Annotated in this window: 16 protein-coding genes and 1 pseudogene; 8 read left to right on the top strand and 9 right to left on the bottom strand. The window is 51.1% G+C overall.

The annotated features are described in order from the left end of the window. The first annotated feature begins 117 nt into the window (after positions 1–117). From CTZ24_RS20995 to CTZ24_RS20985, 3 genes are read left to right on the top strand one after another with little or no spacing between them, the layout of a single operon-like run. Positions 118–1,251 carry an ROK family transcriptional regulator gene (locus CTZ24_RS20995; RefSeq protein WP_208726250.1) on the top strand — a complete coding sequence of 378 codons (1,134 nt, stop codon included), beginning with the start codon at positions 118–120 and terminating at the stop codon, positions 1,249–1,251. An 11-nt stretch (positions 1,252–1,262) separates the two neighbouring features. Continuing rightward, positions 1,263–2,711: a M81 family metallopeptidase gene (locus tag CTZ24_RS20990; protein ID WP_208726248.1), complete on the top strand. Its 1,449-nt coding sequence runs from the start codon at positions 1,263–1,265 to the stop codon at positions 2,709–2,711. After that, positions 2,708–4,480, top strand: coding sequence for an ABC transporter ATP-binding protein (locus CTZ24_RS20985; protein ID WP_208726246.1), 1,773 nt, complete (start codon positions 2,708–2,710; stop codon positions 4,478–4,480). Before CTZ24_RS20990 ends, CTZ24_RS20985 begins: the two co-directional genes overlap by 4 nt. 9 nt (positions 4,481–4,489) lie before the next feature. Here CTZ24_RS20985 and CTZ24_RS20980 read toward each other — a convergent pair whose 3' ends face one another. Continuing rightward, the gene (locus tag CTZ24_RS20980; protein ID WP_208726245.1) at positions 4,490–4,882 is read right to left on the bottom strand and encodes a tautomerase family protein; all 393 of its coding nucleotides are present in this window, start codon (positions 4,880–4,882) and stop codon (positions 4,490–4,492) included. Then, positions 4,882–5,190 carry a carboxymuconolactone decarboxylase family protein gene (locus CTZ24_RS20975; protein ID WP_208726243.1) on the bottom strand — a complete coding sequence of 103 codons (309 nt, stop codon included), beginning with the start codon at positions 5,188–5,190 and terminating at the stop codon, positions 4,882–4,884. The genes CTZ24_RS20980 and CTZ24_RS20975 overlap by 1 nt, the downstream gene beginning before the upstream one ends. Positions 5,191–5,290: 100 nt before the next feature. On the opposite strand from CTZ24_RS20975, the gene CTZ24_RS20970 reads away from it, so the two are divergent. The 3 genes from CTZ24_RS20970 to mqo all read left to right on the top strand — a co-directional run bounded on the left by CTZ24_RS20970 (position 5,291) and on the right by mqo (position 8,823). Further along, positions 5,291–6,172 (top strand): LysR substrate-binding domain-containing protein, encoded by an 882-nt coding sequence (locus CTZ24_RS20970; protein ID WP_208726241.1) that lies wholly within the window; start codon positions 5,291–5,293, stop codon positions 6,170–6,172. A gap of 66 nt (positions 6,173–6,238) precedes the next feature. Further along, positions 6,239–6,943: a GNAT family N-acetyltransferase gene (locus CTZ24_RS20965; RefSeq protein WP_208726239.1), complete on the top strand. Its 705-nt coding sequence runs from the start codon at positions 6,239–6,241 to the stop codon at positions 6,941–6,943. A gap of 227 nt (positions 6,944–7,170) precedes the next feature. Continuing rightward, positions 7,171–8,823 (top strand): malate dehydrogenase (quinone), encoded by a 1,653-nt coding sequence (gene mqo / locus CTZ24_RS20960; RefSeq protein WP_208726237.1) that lies wholly within the window; start codon positions 7,171–7,173, stop codon positions 8,821–8,823. Positions 8,824–8,865: 42 nt separating this feature from the next. Here mqo and CTZ24_RS20955 read toward each other — a convergent pair whose 3' ends face one another. After that, on the bottom strand, positions 8,866–9,333 hold the full coding sequence (locus CTZ24_RS20955) for a DUF1203 domain-containing protein (RefSeq protein WP_208726235.1): 468 nt from the start codon (positions 9,331–9,333) through the stop codon (positions 8,866–8,868). Between the two features lie 160 nt (positions 9,334–9,493). On the opposite strand from CTZ24_RS20955, the gene CTZ24_RS20950 reads away from it, so the two are divergent. Beyond that, a complete protein-coding gene (locus CTZ24_RS20950; protein ID WP_208726233.1) occupies positions 9,494–10,192 on the top strand; it encodes an RluA family pseudouridine synthase in 699 nt (232 codons plus the stop codon). A 16-nt stretch (positions 10,193–10,208) separates the two neighbouring features. On the opposite strand, the gene CTZ24_RS20945 is transcribed toward CTZ24_RS20950, so the two are convergent. The 6 genes and pseudogenes from CTZ24_RS20945 to CTZ24_RS20920 form a co-directional block, all read right to left on the bottom strand. Continuing rightward, on the bottom strand, positions 10,209–10,748 hold the full coding sequence (locus tag CTZ24_RS20945; protein ID WP_208726231.1) for a DUF2058 domain-containing protein: 540 nt from the start codon (positions 10,746–10,748) through the stop codon (positions 10,209–10,211). 53 nt (positions 10,749–10,801) lie between these two features. Further along, complete coding sequence (locus CTZ24_RS20940; RefSeq protein WP_208726229.1) at positions 10,802–11,047, bottom strand: YmjA family protein; 246 nt, start codon at positions 11,045–11,047, stop codon at positions 10,802–10,804. Between the two features lie 221 nt (positions 11,048–11,268). Continuing rightward, positions 11,269–12,138 (bottom strand): ATP-grasp fold amidoligase family protein, encoded by an 870-nt coding sequence (locus tag CTZ24_RS20935; protein WP_208726227.1) that lies wholly within the window; start codon positions 12,136–12,138, stop codon positions 11,269–11,271. After that, a complete protein-coding gene (locus CTZ24_RS20930) occupies positions 12,135–13,379 on the bottom strand; it encodes an oligosaccharide flippase family protein (protein WP_208726225.1) in 1,245 nt (414 codons plus the stop codon). Before CTZ24_RS20930 ends, CTZ24_RS20935 begins: the two co-directional genes overlap by 4 nt. 216 nt (positions 13,380–13,595) lie before the next feature. Then, positions 13,596–13,757 (bottom strand): hypothetical protein, encoded by a 162-nt coding sequence (locus tag CTZ24_RS20925; RefSeq protein WP_208726223.1) that lies wholly within the window; start codon positions 13,755–13,757, stop codon positions 13,596–13,598. Between the two features lie 167 nt (positions 13,758–13,924). Beyond that, positions 13,925–14,182 (bottom strand): annotated as a pseudogene (locus tag CTZ24_RS20920) (TOBE domain-containing protein); the annotation flags it as partial. Positions 14,183–14,268: 86 nt separating this feature from the next. Between CTZ24_RS20920 and CTZ24_RS20915 the strand changes: the two are divergent. Continuing rightward, a partial coding sequence (locus CTZ24_RS20915) for a transposase (protein WP_208726221.1) occupies positions 14,269–14,450 on the top strand: 182 nt, incomplete at its 3' end.

Here is a 14,450-nt window from a genome sequence, read left to right as displayed (position 1 = left end):
AGTTCATATATTTTACTTATATCTCGATCCAGGTTCAGAAAATTAACTAAATAAACTTGTCTTTGTTTTCATGGCTTATTATTGTCAGTTCATCACTGCCTTGTTTTGAGGTCCTGCATGCTCAATGCCCATCAGCAACAAATTATCCGTCTGCTTATCGCGTCACATGGCATGAGCCGCACCGCTATCGCGCAGAACATGAAACTGAGTAAGGCGGCGATTAGCACCCTGATTAAAGAGATGCTGCATGCCGGTTTAGTGGAAGAGAGTATTCCCGAAGCGTCAGGCCAGGGCCGTCCGTCGGTGTTGTTAAAAATGCGTGCCGACAGCGCCTATTTTCTCGGGGCCTCGTTACTCGGCGAGGCCATTACCCTGGTGTTGATTGATATGCATGGACGGGCCCTGGCAAACCGCGTATTGCCACTGAATCTCGATCCTGAGCAATTAACCCACGCGATTGCCGACGCGATCCCCCCACTGGTGGCAGCACAGGGGATTTCCACTGACCAATTGATCGGTCTTGGCGTCACCCTTTCTGGTTTTGTCGATGAACACCAGGCCGTGTGCGTCCAGTCTGCGCTGCTGGGCTGGAAAGACGTGCCGCTGGCGGAGATGTTGAAAGCACGCACCGGGCTGGAGGTATCGCTGGAAAACGATGCCAAGGCTCTGGCGGTCAGCGAGAAAATCTTCGGTCTGGCAAAAAAAGTACGCAACTTCACCCTGATTTCGCACAGCGACGGCATCGGTTCTGCGCATTTTTTTCAGGGGCAACTGCACCGTGGCGCGCATGGCGCAGCCGGTGAAATTGCCCACTGCACCATTGAACCGGGTGGCCGCCCCTGCCGTTGTGGCAAGCGCGGTTGCCTCGATACGCTGGCCTCGTTAACTGCCATCCGCGAAAACATGCGTGACAAGGCGATCGCGGCCCAGACGTTGCCAGAGCTGGAAATCCAGGCGGCGAAAGGCAGCCGCGCGGCCATTGCCATTCTGCACCAGGCGGGGAATGCTCTCGGCCTGGCCATCGCCAATATCGTGCAGATGAACGACCCGGAACTGATCGTCATTGCCCATCATCCCGGTGCGTTTGATGGGTTGCTGCAAACGGTGGTGATGCAGGCAATTGATGCCAATGTCCTGCCCTCCATCATGGGCAAAACACCGATCTCGACCATCGTACTGGACGATGAAAGCTGGGCCAGAGCCGCTGCCAGCGTGGCGGCCTATCGATTCCTCATTCATTTACCCGAGTAGCGGAGGCTGCTATGCGCATTGCTTTTGGTGGTATTCATACGGAGTGCAGTACTTATAACCCGGTGCTGAATTATGCTGATGACTTCCGCATTCTGCGCGGTGATGAATTAACGGCCAGTCCGTACTTTGCCTTTCTGGCCGATTACGATGCCACTTTTCTGCCTACCTTCCACGCCCGCGCCATTGCCGGTGGTCCGGTAGCGCGGGTGACGTACGACGATTTTAAACAGGATTTTCTCAGCCGCCTCGCCGCGCTGCTGCCGGTGGATGGTGTCTATCTGGCGATGCACGGCGCGGTCTACGTTGAAGGGATGGAAGACGCTGAAGGTGACTGGATTACCGCCACCCGCGAGCTGGTCGGCGACGATTGCCCGATCACCGTCAGTTATGACCTGCACGGTAACGTTACTCAACGCATTATCGATGCCATCGATATGTTCTCCACCTACCGCACCGCGCCGCATATCGACGTGGAAGAAACCATGCGTCGTTCGGTGTCGATGTTGGTGAAAAGCCTGCACAGCGGCGTGAAACCCGGCGTGGTTTGGGCACCGATCCCGGTGGTGCTGCCTGGTGAGCGCACCAGTACCGAAGATGAACCGGCGAAAAGCCTGTATGCGCGCCTGCCCGGGATTAACGCCATCGACACGGTGTGGGATGCCTCCCTGATGGTGGGCTACGTCTGGGCTGACGAACCGCGCGCCACCGCAGCGGCGATCATGACCGGCACCGATGCCGATGTGCTGGCGGAACAGGCAGCAAAACTCGCGCTGGCTTACTGGCAGGCACGGGACGAATTCGTGTTTGGCTGTGTCACCGGCAGCACCGAGGAGTGCGTGCGCATGGCGATTGCCAGCCCCACCCATCCGGTGATCCTCGCCGACTCCGGTGACAATCCAACCGGCGGTGGCGTCGGCGATCGCGCCGATATGCTGGCCGAACTGCTCCGTCAGCAGGCGCAAGGGGTGATCGTCGCGGGCATTACCGATAAACCGGCCACCGACGCGGCCTTTGCAGCCGGCCCGGGTGCCACGTTGTCGCTTACCGTTGGCGCCACACTCGATCCTGCTGGCGGTAAAGCCAGCGCCGAATTTGTCGTAAAAAATCTGGTGGATGATGCGCGTTCTATCGCGAAACAAGCGGTGCTGCAAACCGGCGGTATCACCCTGGTGGTGGCCGACCGACGCCGCCCTTACCACAATCTTGCGGACTTCAGCCTGCTCGGCCTCGACCCGGCAAGCGCAAATATTGTGGTGGTGAAATCCGGCTATCTGTCGCCGGAACTGGCCCCCCTGGCAAATCCTAACCTGATGGCGTTGTCGGAAGGGGTGGTTGATCAATACGTTGAGCGGCTGGAGCGTAAGCGCATGACCCAACCGGCTTACCCGTTCGACACCGATTTTGACTTTCTGCCGGTCAGCACCTTATCCGCCCGTTTTGTGCCTGAGACACACCAATGAGCGTGCTGTGCATTGAAAACCTGACGGTGGCATTCCGCCATGATGAGGGCTGGCGTGAAGTGGTCAAAGGCGTCTCATTTGATATTCACGCCGGTGAAACGCTGGCGATTGTCGGCGAGTCCGGTTCAGGTAAAAGTGTCACCTCGATGGCAATTATGCGGCTGCTCAATGCTCGCCATGCGCGGATTAGCGGCAAAGTGCTGCTGAACGGGGTGGATTTACTGGGTTTAAGCGAAGCGGCAATGCGCGATATCCGTGGTAATGCGGTGGCGATGATTTTCCAGGAGCCGATGACCAGCCTGAATCCCTCTTTTACCATCGGCCACCAGATTGCGGAAGCGTTGATAACCCATCGCAAAATCACTAAACGCGCTGCGCGTGAAGAAACCATCCGCCTGCTGGAAAAGGTACGCATCCCTAATGCGGCCAAACGTTTTGATGACTATCCCCACCATTTTTCCGGCGGTATGCGTCAGCGGGTCATGATTGCTATGGCGCTGGCGCTGCGTCCCCGGCTGTTGATTGCCGATGAACCCACCACCGCACTGGACGTCACCATCCAGGGGCAAATTCTCGATCTGATTAAAACCTTGCAGGAAGAGGAAGGCACCGCTGTCCTGTTTATCACCCACGACATGGGGGTGGTGGCCGAGGTGGCGGATCGTACGCTGGTGATGTATCAGGGGGAGAAAGTGGAAAGCGGCACCACCGCCGAGATTTTCTCCGCCCCGGCACAGGCGTATACCCGCAGACTGATCGCCACCGTGCCACAGCTCGGAGCCATGCGCGGGATTGACGGGCCACGTAAGTTTGCTGACGACGCGACAACCACTTACACCCTGCCCTCCGCCTCCGCTCCCCCGCTGCTTTCGGTCAAAAATCTCAGCACCCGCTTTGACATCCGCGAAGGTTTGTTAAGCCGTAAAACCGGTGCTGTCCACGCCGTCGAAAATATCTCTTTTGTGTTGCTGCCGGGTGAGACGTTGTCACTGGTGGGAGAATCCGGCTGTGGTAAATCCACCACCGGGCGTTCCCTCACCCGTCTGACCGCCGCGACATCCGGCCAGATTGAGTTTGACGGCTACGATGTGCTGAACCTTTCCGCCAGCGAATTACGCAAACTGCGTTGTGCGATGCAGATGATTTTCCAGGATCCGTTTGCCAGCCTGAACCCACGTATGTCGGTGGAGGAAGCGTTGATCGAGCCGTATTTGCAGCATCGACTGGGCAGCAAAGCGCAGGCGATTCAGAAAGCCGCCGCATTGATGGAGCGTGTCGGGCTGTCGGCGGCGATGATGAAACGCTATCCGCATGAGTTTTCCGGCGGTCAGCGTCAGCGTATCTGCATTGCCCGTGCGCTAATGCTCGATCCTAAGATGATCATTGCAGATGAGTCAGTCTCGGCGCTGGATGTGACGGTGAAAGCGCAAATCATCAACCTGCTGCTGGATTTGCAGCAAAGCCTGGGGTTGTCGTATCTGTTTATTTCTCACGATATGGCAGTGGTGGAGCGCGTCAGCCACCGGGTGGCAGTGATGTTATTGGGCGAGATTGTCGAGATCGGCCCACGCGCCGCGATTTTCGACAACCCGCAGCATGACTACACTCGCAAGCTGCTGGCATCGGTACCGGTGCCCGATCCCGCCAGACGCCAGTTAAAGCGACAGATTGAGGTCAGCGAGCTGAAAAGCCCGATCCGACCGTTGGATTATGTCCCGGAAACGCGGCGCTATCGCGAAGTTAGCGCCGGACATTGGGTGATGGAGTGAGGGTTTAAGTTATTTTATCATCGATAAATCAAACATCTCTCCGCGGCTAAAGCTCCACTCCTCGGCGCTGGTTTGTTGAATGACCACCATGACGTCATCAGGATCGAGGTTCAGCCGCTGTTGCAGACGTTCACTTAACACCCGGTAAAAGGCGCGTTTTTGCGCAGTCGTTCGCGATTTACCGGCTACCAGGCTAAATAACACGTAGCGATCGCTGCGTCCGCCGCTCAGATAGTGGCGGTCATAAATAAATCGTGTTGCTGGCAGGGTTTCGATGATTTGAAAGCGGTCGGTTGGCGGTACGCTGAATTCCGCCACCAGCACCTCATGCAATGTCTCGGACAAGGTTTGCAAATCTGCGTCACACCAGCCTTCGCGTACCATAATTCGGGTTACGGGCATCAGATGTTCTCCTCATCAAGACAGGTTAAGGCCGCCACGGCGGCGGGCCAACCCGCGTAAAACGCCAGATGGGTGAAGAGTTCTGCCAGTTCGTCGCGCGTCAGGCCATTTTCCGCCGCAAATTGCAGGTGCCAGGGCAGCTGCTGCACCCGTCCCAGCGCCGCCAACGTCGCCAGGGTGATTAAGCTGCGCTCGCGGGGCGTCAGAACCGATCGCTGCCAGATATCACCAAACAATACGTCTTGCGTTAGCTGTGCCAGCTTGGGGGCGACCCGTTGCAGCGAGTCACGATCGAGGGATTTTGCCATCTCTTTTCTCCTTGATTTAACAGACACTCAGTCTCGCGCGCTGCTACAATCCTGAAAATCGCATTATTCAGGACTTATAATCCTGATTTTAAGGATAGTTATGGAAAAGGTTCCGATCTCACTCGACAGCGACGCGTTGCGCAGCTTTGTGCTGGGTATTGAGACAGGTAGCTTTGCGCTGGCGGCGCAGCAGTTATGTCGCTCGACCTCGGCGGTTAGCGCCCAGTTAAAAAAACTGGAGCAACAGTGCGGCACGCCGTTGGTTGAGAAACGTGGCCGCCATCTGGTGTTGACACCCGGTGGCGAGATCCTGATGAGCTATGCGCGTCGTCTGCTGACGCTGAACGATGAAGCCTGGCGCGCAGTACGCGGCGAGTTGTTGCAGGGTGACGTGCGCATCGGCATGCAGGAGGATTTTGGTGAATCGCTGATGCCGGGAATTCTTGGTCCATTCAGTCGTCAACATGCTGGCGTGCGCATTAGCGCGCGCGTCGATCGCAACCAACCGTTGTTGCAGGCGATCGCCACAGACAGCCTGGATATGGCATTGTTGTGGCAGGGGGATAATTTGCCCGCCAGCAGCGAACGCCTGGGCCAGTGCCCCCTGGCGTGGATTGCGGCTGCCGAATGGGATGTGGCTGCGCTGCTGGCTTGTGGTGAACCGTTGCCGTTGGTGATGTTCGAAGCGCCATGCCTGATGCGCACGCGCGCCATTGCTGCGCTGGAGCAGGCCGGAGTGGCGTGGCGTGTGGTGTTTACCAGTCATAGCCTGAGCGGCGTCTGGGCGGCGGTCCGGGCCGGACTCGGCGTCACGCTGCGCAGCCAGATTGGCTTACCCGCCGGATTGCGGGTGATCAACGGACAACTGCCGACGCCAGGAACGCTGGGTATTGCGTTGTTGCAGAAAAATAGCGCAGATCCCGCACAACAACTGCTGGGCCAACTGATGGCCGAGGCGGTCAGCGGTTATCTGCTGTCATAACCTCCGCAGCGGCGCGATTTATCGCCCCGCTGCGAAATTAACCCCCTATTACCTGAGGAGTGTTGTGTGTCTCAGTTCAATCAATACGGTCAACCCATTGGATTTGCCCTGCCAGATTGGCAGCCTGTCGCACGTCCCGCTGCGATCGCCTTAACGGGCCGCTTCTGTACCCTGCAACCTTTGCAAGACGCCCATTGCGCACCCTTGCTGGCAGCCTTTTCTCTGGCCGGGGACGATCGCGACTGGACATGGCTCGGCGCGAATCAGCCCCGGTCGCTAACAGCAATGGCCCGCTGGGTCGGCGAAAAAATGGCTGATATCGGGCTGGTTTGTTATGTGGTCTTCAGCCATGCCCATCAGCAGGCGGTCGGTTTGGTGTGCTTCGCCAATATCGACCAACAAAATGGTGCCCTGGAAATTGGTCATGTCACCTGGTCACCGCTGATGCAACGCAGCGTGCTGGGCAGCGAAGCGATCTATCTGTTGCTGAACCAGGCTTTTACGCTGGGTTATCGCCGGGTGGCGTGGCGCTGTGATTCAACCAATCACGCCTCGCGTCGCGCAGCGGAACGTCTCGGCTTCACGTTCGAGGGCCGTTTTCGTCAGGCAATGACACGAAAGCAACGTAATCGCGACACTGACTGGTTGTCGGTAATTGATACGGAATGGCCCGTAATTCAGCAGGCAATAACACGCTGGTTTGGCGAAGAAAATATGGACAGTCGTGGACAACAAATACATTCGCTTCACCACTTCCTTAAGCGAAATTAATTTTCTCCTGCACCATTGACCCTGCCGAAATAGCGGTTATAAATAGTGGGCCCCAACACAAAATAACCGCTTATTTTACGCGGAAATAGCGCAATACATTTGTAACCAAATAAATCCGCCTTGTTAATTCAATAGTTTTTAAACTAAATAAATTTTAAAATTTCAATAACAATGTTTTAAATTTGTTGCGAACTTTTTACTCATCGCCTAGAAACGTTGTTATCGCAATGAAAAAATCAACTAAATTAATCACCTCGCTTTCGCTCACCGCATTACTTGTCAGCTCTGCCGTTCATGCCGCCGACACGCCGGAAAAGACTGACGTGCTGCTGATTGGCGGGGGCATCATGAGTGCTTCTCTGGGGACCTGGCTGGAAGAATTACAACCCAGCTGGAAACAGGTTATGGTCGAAAAACTGGACGGCGTCGCGCTGGAATCGTCCAACGGCTGGAATAACGCCGGTACCGGTCACTCCGCAAATATGGAGCTGAACTATACGCCAGAACGTCCGGACGGTAGCATTGACGTCAGTAAAGCGCTGGAAATTAACGAAGCCTTTATGATTTCGCGTCAATTCTGGACCGCTCAGGTAAAACGTGGCGTATTAAATACTCCGCACAACTTTATTAACTCCACGCCGCATATGAGCTTTGTCTGGGGTGATAAAAACGTTGAGTATCTGACCAAGCGTTATGAAGCATTACAGAAAACCGTGCTGTTCCAGGGCATGAAATTCTCTACCGATCACGCGCAAATTCAGCAGTGGGCGCCACTGATTATGGAAGGCCGCGATCCGCAGCAGAAAGTCGCTGCCACCTGGACTCCAGTGGGTACGGACGTTAACTACGGTGAAATCACTCGTCAGTTGATCGGTAGCCTGAAAAAGAACGAAAATTTCTCGCTGGAAACCTCATCTGAAGTCACCGATTTCAAACGTAACAGCGACAACAGCTGGCATGTCACCATCAAAGATGTGAAAAGTGGTGAGAACCGCACCATCGATGCACGTTACGTATTTATCGGTGCCGGTGGCGGCGCACTGAAGCTGTTGCAGAAAACCGGTATTCCTGAGGGTGAAAACTACGCTGGCTTCCCGGTGGGGGGGTCGTTCCTCGTGACCGAAAACCCGGCCATCACCAGCCGTCACCTGGAAAAAGTTTACGGCCAGGCTTCGGTAGGTGCGCCGCCGATGTCCGTACCGCACCTCGATGCGCGTTTCCTCGATGGCAAGCGTGTGGTGCTGTTTGGACCGTTCGCGACCTTCTCAACCAAGTTCCTGAAAAACGGTTCACTGTTTGATCTGTTAGGCACCACCACCACCAGCAACTTTATGCCGATGACCCATGTGGGCATTGATAACTTCGACCTGGTGAAATACCTGATTGGTCAGGTGATGCTGAATGATGATGACCGTTTTGCCGCGCTGAAAGAGTACTTCCCGGACGCGAAGAAAGAAGACTGGAAACTGATTCAGGCTGGTCAGCGTGTACAGATCATCAAGAAAGATGCCGAGAAAGGTGGCGTGCTGAAGCTGGGTACGGAAATCGTGACCGATCAGCAGAAAACCGTGGCCGCGCTGTTGGGTGCGTCACCGGGCGCGTCAACGGCTGCACCAATCGCTATCAACGTGATCAAACAACTGTTCCCGACTGAGTTCGCCAGCCCGGAATGGCAGCAGAAGATTCATCAGATTGTCCCGGCCTACGGCCAGAAGCTGAACGACAATCCAGCACTGGCACAGCAGGTTTGGGATGACACCGCAGCGACACTGCAACTGACCAAACCTCCGGTAATCAATATGCCAGCCGCTGACACTCAGCCGCAGGCCGCCGCACCGGCTAAAGCAGCACCGTCACCGCAACACGATATGGCGCTGTAATCCGTAAACCCCGCACCTGCCGGTGCGGGGTTTTGTTTTGCTTCAACTGCGTTCAATGACACACAGATAACAGCCGAATCGGGCACTATGCACATGGATGTAGGCGGTTTCAGGCTGACGCAACATCTGAAAAATTAACGACTCCGCTTCACTGCCTTGAGTAACCTCCGCCGCAATAATCATATCTGCTGCATTAAACGCCCGCATCGAGAGTAGCCGGGTAGTCAGATAAGGCGGAACTTCATCCTGATAGACACCTTGCCTGGTGCAACCTTCATGGATAAAGATGGCGTGTCTGCCAAAGTAAGGGGTTTCCGCAGGTTGGTAAGCATGATTGATCAGAATCGCATACTCCCCCTCCGGCACATCACGCAAGGCAATGCGATCCGGAAAACCCGAGTTTTTATCTGCCCGCATCCGTCTCGCCAAATGTCGCGCCAGATAGTTCTCATCCTGACCAAACAAATGGGTAAATGCGCTGCTGTTTAAACCGCGAATGGTATAAGCCATAACCTCTCCAAAGCGTTAACCGGATGGGTATTAAGCGCCTGATTCCCGTTACGTGCTCGCTGCAAACGGTCATGGAGTTTTGGCTGCTATACCAACAAGAATCGTCACTCAACTGAAAATTCGTTATCATCCGCTGCCACTCTTACTGCCGGACGGCCTGATGTCTGTGATTCACGATACCTTTATCGCTCCACCGTGCCATGACCAGATAGAGACACTCTATCAAGACGACCACCTGGTGCTGATCAATAAACCCACCGGATTGCTCAGTCTGTCGGGCAAAAATCCGCAGAATCTCGATTCGGTACATCATCGGCTGGTAAAGATATTCCCCGGCTGCACCCTGGTGCATCGCCTGGATTTTGGGACTTCCGGTTTGATGGTGATTGCCCGCAATAAGACGATCAACGCCGCGTTATGCCAGCAGTTCAGTCTGCGCACCGTGACCAAAGTGTACAGCGCACTGCTTTGTGGGCATCTGGCTGATAATGGAGGGGTGATAGACGCGCCGATTGCCAAAGACCCGGCACGCTTTCCGCTGATGTCGATTTGTGCCATTCACGGCAAGCCTGCTCGTTCCCGTTACCAGGTGGTTGAACGCTTTTATCATGAATGGGTGGATGGGACTCGACTGCCATTGACGCGGGTGCAGCTAATCCCGGAGACCGGGCGCACCCATCAACTGCGCATTCACTGCCAGCAGTTGGGCCACCCTATTTTAGGCTGCGACCTGTATGGTGGTCGCTTGTTGCCGGGCACCGAACAGACCCCACGGCTGATGTTGCACGCCAGTGAGCTGCATTTTGTGCATCCCATCAGTGAAGAGACGATCAACGCTCGTCATAGTAGCCCGTTCTGAATGCGAAGATGCCTGATTACCACATCAAATCATCAGGCACTTTAAAATCAGCATAAGGATCATCTTCATCCTGCTGTTCCTGGCTGAGCGCACTATTTAATACGATACTGCTCGCATCTCGCTGCGCAATTTTATCGGCAACGACGGCAGGGATTATCGCGTATTCACTTTTGCCACTGTTATCAACCACCAACCGGGCAATGGCAAGACGGCCATTCACCAACTGCGCTTGAGTCAACTTATCTACAACAATTTTTTTAATTAAATTATTATCGGTGAAGTTAAATTCGATATCGCCTTTGGCAATGACGATTCGATTCATCTCAATCAGTTGCTTCACCTGCGCTTTATACTCTTTGGATAACGTCGCTTGCTTTTGTTGCTCGCTGAGTTGCTTATCTCGTTCAAGTTGCGCTTTTTTGTTCTCTTCCACTGCTTCTCTTGCCTCACGAGCCTGAACGCGTGATTTTTTCGCCGTTCTCTGGACTTTGGCCATTTTCTTGCTGGTGACTAGTCCAGCTTTTAGCATCTGCTCTTGTAAGGTAAGTTTTGTCATTTGCGTTTCTAAACCTGTTGAATAATTTGTGGGATTATACCCGACACACAAAGCTACTCATTGCCCCATTGATTGAGAAAAGTCGCAATCTCATCAATACGCAGCGCATCGATACCGGCTTCATTGGCCATCTCCTGCTGCGCTTGCTCACTGATCTCTTCGTTATTCATCAAACGTGTGATCAATAGCTGAAAATAGCGCGCCAGCGCGTCTCGCTCTGACTCTGTGACCGGTTTGGCAGCGTCTACTTCGTACTCATCCACGATGTCATAAAATTTAAGCGGTACGTCGTTGTTCATCAGGTGTCCCCCAGGGATTTCAGTTTATGCCCACTACGGGGCAGCATTCGGCCTGGATGATACCATTTTCAGTTGGTTTTTTCTGTTATGATTTATCAGAGAAATAGCCAAAAAAATGGCGCAGTCGTGAGATGAGAATGTCACGACTGCGCCATTTTATAGCGGGTTCAACCTTTAAATTTTTCGTGTGCCATTGATGCGTTTTTCTAACATCGTGCAAACTATAACTTCAGTTGGCTTCCTAAAAAGACATCAGCTTCCTGTAAGGTGACATCCAATCCTGCTGAAGGTGTAAATGTCAGCTCACCAAAAATCACCTGACCATTAAGAAGATAGAAATCAGCCCGAACAAATTTAAAATCAGAAGCCAGCTTAATCGCGCAGGCTTTCATCTTATTAAATCCTTCGGGCATTTCTGGACAATGGTTTTCTTTGATTAACTCAATGGTATCTTCGAAAGGAAGAGGCTTCCAGTTCATATCGAAGTAATAGAACTTGGGTGTTCCCTTCTCTCTTCCCACGCAAACCATTACCGCGTAGGGCTTCCCGTTAAAACAGTAAAATTTATAGTCATCAGGAAAACCACCGCGCTCATTTTCGATGTACTTCTCACATAAAATTTTTCTTTCTATTTTTTTATACTGCGGCTCAACAAAATTTGCTGAGTAATCTTGCCTTAACCATTCATTAAGTTTTTTGTTGGTTTTTTCAATGTCTAATGATGATTTATCGTCACATATGATATTATAACCTGCACCGTGGTTACATTTCAGTGCAAATTTTTCTGGCAACGCACTATAGTCTATGTCTTGTGGGTTATCGTACACTCCATACAGGGTATTAAGGATGTCCCCACAGCCTTTAGCTGTAACATACTCCCTGACCTTATATTTATCCGCGCACAGCGTGTAAATATCATCATTTAGCTCATTGAACTTGAGCCACTGTATTTTTTCATTAAAACTGGCAGGGTTTCTTAAGTTTAATTTTTTCTTGAATCGGATCAGGTAGTGAGTTTTAGCATAAAATTCAGGGAAAACATTAGCGCCAACCTTTAGAGCTGATTTTACTGTTTGTTTTATCACGTTCATTTTGACAACCCCAATTTAAAAATATTAAGGTGCATTTTGATGATTGTTTTGTCTTTGAAGAAGTAATTAAGAAAAGTGCAAGACAAAACCTCAACAATCAAAAAACAATATGCAGCGCCATTAATCCCGAACGCACTAATCATTATCCAGGACAATGGTATTGTTAATACACAGCATAAAAACATCTTTTTAGCCAGATAGTTATATCCGGATTCCTTTATCATATACCTGTAGCAAATCGTTCCCAATGCAGAGAACATGGTGGCAATAATTATCACGGGGATGATATTCACTGAATCCATATACTTATCGCCATACAGTTTACGAATAAAGAAGTCACCAAAAAGATAGAACCCACCTAAAGCAATAAGGGAAAGCAGAATTACAATTCGATTAATTTTAATTAGCAGTCTCTCAATAGCTATTGGGTTTTTTTCGCTATATATTTTTGAAAAAAAACTTGTTATTAACGCCAAAACAATAAATGACCAGGCACCTCCTATGGTTAATGCTACGCTATAAACCCCGAGATCTGAGTAAGAAATTATTTTAGCCAAAAAAATGTTGGAAATCTGGGTGTATATATCAACTGACAGGCTTGATAAAATCAACGCCCCTCCGGCATAAAGCATATGCCGATTATACAGCCCAAACCCCTTGCCATTGTCTTTTAGCTCTGTCGTATTTTTAAAATAAACCAACCTCATGATGTAGGGTATGAGCGGGATTATGATAATTGGAATGGTGAAGTAGTAAACTGGCAACTCGAAGTGCGAAATATAGAACCTGATCAATAGTGCTATTGATAGCCCAATCACATTTGTTATCGTGTTTATTTTTGACTTAAGCTGAGTGTTGTTGTAAATGGAAAAGAAGTCCATCACAATATAGTAAGTAGCAATGCAATTCGCCACGCCAAATAAAAATACGACGAAATCAGCAAATAAATAAAGATAAATTAAAATCGCACTTGATGACAGGAGAAAGAAAATACGCCGTTGATTTTGCGTGTTCATCGCCATTGCGATGCCGGATTTTGTATTTTCGCTCATGCGTTTAAACAAAATGCTCTGACCGCCAAACCATGATAATGTTTGCACAAATATAAAAATCGAAGTTGAAATATTTATCTTCCCGAAATTATCAGGCCCAATGTACTTTGCCATAAGTGAATTAATATATATCAATCCGATAATATTAACTGACTTCTCCAGCATGATCCATAATGCGTTAGTGTACATTTCACATCTCACATAGGCATGGTTTTTGGTTATATCCTTATGAATGAAAGATATCTCTACCTGATGGGATTTTACTTACCTAAAAAAACCATCCCACTCCATTCATTTTTGGTTGGTAGTGTGACTGCTTAAATAAAAACAGTGAAGGCTTTTTTATATTAATCAGATTAATTGCAATAGTTTATCAATAATAATGCCATTCATTAATAGAGTTTTTTACCAGGCAATATGATAACCCGGATAATGTTCATCGGTTTTGTATTGGGTGGTGTCGGCATTACCAATACCGGTATTCATCGCAATAAGAAAATGAGAAGGCGCATCGCAGATGCGGGTGTAGGCACTGCTTTTAATTAGCATCTGTGCCAGTTTCACCACAAGTACTCACCATGAACGCCAGGTATAAATTGCACAATGATTAAATACGATGCCGTCATGCATACTTTTGTCAGATTGCCACCCAAGTTGGCATCCTGACTGTTATGCGTCATCCCACTCTCTGGATAAAAACGGCACGAGTGAACGTGCCGATAGGCACTCTACGGTCAGGCACGGGTCGCAATCAGAATGGCGGAGGCTTTGATCAGCGCAAGCACACGGCTGCCCTGCGTCAGCTTCATCTCTTCCTGGCTTTCGTTGGTGACGACGGCGACAATTTCAAACCCGGCGTCAGTTGCAATGTGCACGGTCGCGTTAACCGCGCCTTCGGTGACGCGGGTGACACGACCGGCAAATTGATTACGTGCAGAGAACTTCAGGCCACACTCTTCAGTGGCAAGGGTAACCCACGGCGCTTTGTAGATTAGCCCCTTAGATCACCAGACACTTCGCCTCTCTTAAAATAAGAGGTAGTCTTGGAACTATGTTTAACACCAGTCAGAATAATAAGATGGTTGAAGTGTTATCAGGACCTGAGCGACGTCGGCGTCGTACTCCGCAGGAAAAAATTGCCATTATTCAGCAGACTATGGAACCGGGCATGACCGTGTCTCACGTCGCACGACTGCACGGTATCAATGCTAATCAGATCTTCAAGTGGCGCAGGCAATATGAAGACGGCTCACTGACCCC

The organism is Pantoea phytobeneficialis, from assembly GCF_009728735.1.
Taxonomy (GTDB): domain Bacteria; phylum Pseudomonadota; class Gammaproteobacteria; order Enterobacterales; family Enterobacteriaceae; genus Pantoea; species Pantoea phytobeneficialis.
This window is presented reverse-complemented; position numbering and strand designations above follow the sequence as displayed.

Coding starts and splice junctions, on each gene's coding strand:
- CTZ24_RS20935 (WP_208726227.1), bottom strand. CDS start 12,138: ATGAACGTGATAAAACAAACAGTAAAATCAGCTCTAAAGGTTGGCGCT.
- CTZ24_RS20975 (WP_208726243.1), bottom strand. CDS start 5,190: ATGGCAAAATCCCTCGATCGTGACTCGCTGCAACGGGTCGCCCCCAAG.
- mqo (WP_208726237.1), top strand. CDS start 7,171: ATGAAAAAATCAACTAAATTAATCACCTCGCTTTCGCTCACCGCATTA.
- CTZ24_RS20970 (WP_208726241.1), top strand. CDS start 5,291: ATGGAAAAGGTTCCGATCTCACTCGACAGCGACGCGTTGCGCAGCTTT.
- CTZ24_RS20990 (WP_208726248.1), top strand. CDS start 1,263: ATGCGCATTGCTTTTGGTGGTATTCATACGGAGTGCAGTACTTATAAC.
- CTZ24_RS20950 (WP_208726233.1), top strand. CDS start 9,494: ATGTCTGTGATTCACGATACCTTTATCGCTCCACCGTGCCATGACCAG.
- CTZ24_RS20930 (WP_208726225.1), bottom strand. CDS start 13,379: ATGTACACTAACGCATTATGGATCATGCTGGAGAAGTCAGTTAATATT.
- CTZ24_RS20945 (WP_208726231.1), bottom strand. CDS start 10,748: ATGACAAAACTTACCTTACAAGAGCAGATGCTAAAAGCTGGACTAGTC.
- CTZ24_RS20995 (WP_208726250.1), top strand. CDS start 118: ATGCTCAATGCCCATCAGCAACAAATTATCCGTCTGCTTATCGCGTCA.
- CTZ24_RS20955 (WP_208726235.1), bottom strand. CDS start 9,333: ATGGCTTATACCATTCGCGGTTTAAACAGCAGCGCATTTACCCATTTG.
- CTZ24_RS20985 (WP_208726246.1), top strand. CDS start 2,708: ATGAGCGTGCTGTGCATTGAAAACCTGACGGTGGCATTCCGCCATGAT.
- CTZ24_RS20940 (WP_208726229.1), bottom strand. CDS start 11,047: ATGAACAACGACGTACCGCTTAAATTTTATGACATCGTGGATGAGTAC.
- CTZ24_RS20980 (WP_208726245.1), bottom strand. CDS start 4,882: ATGCCCGTAACCCGAATTATGGTACGCGAAGGCTGGTGTGACGCAGAT.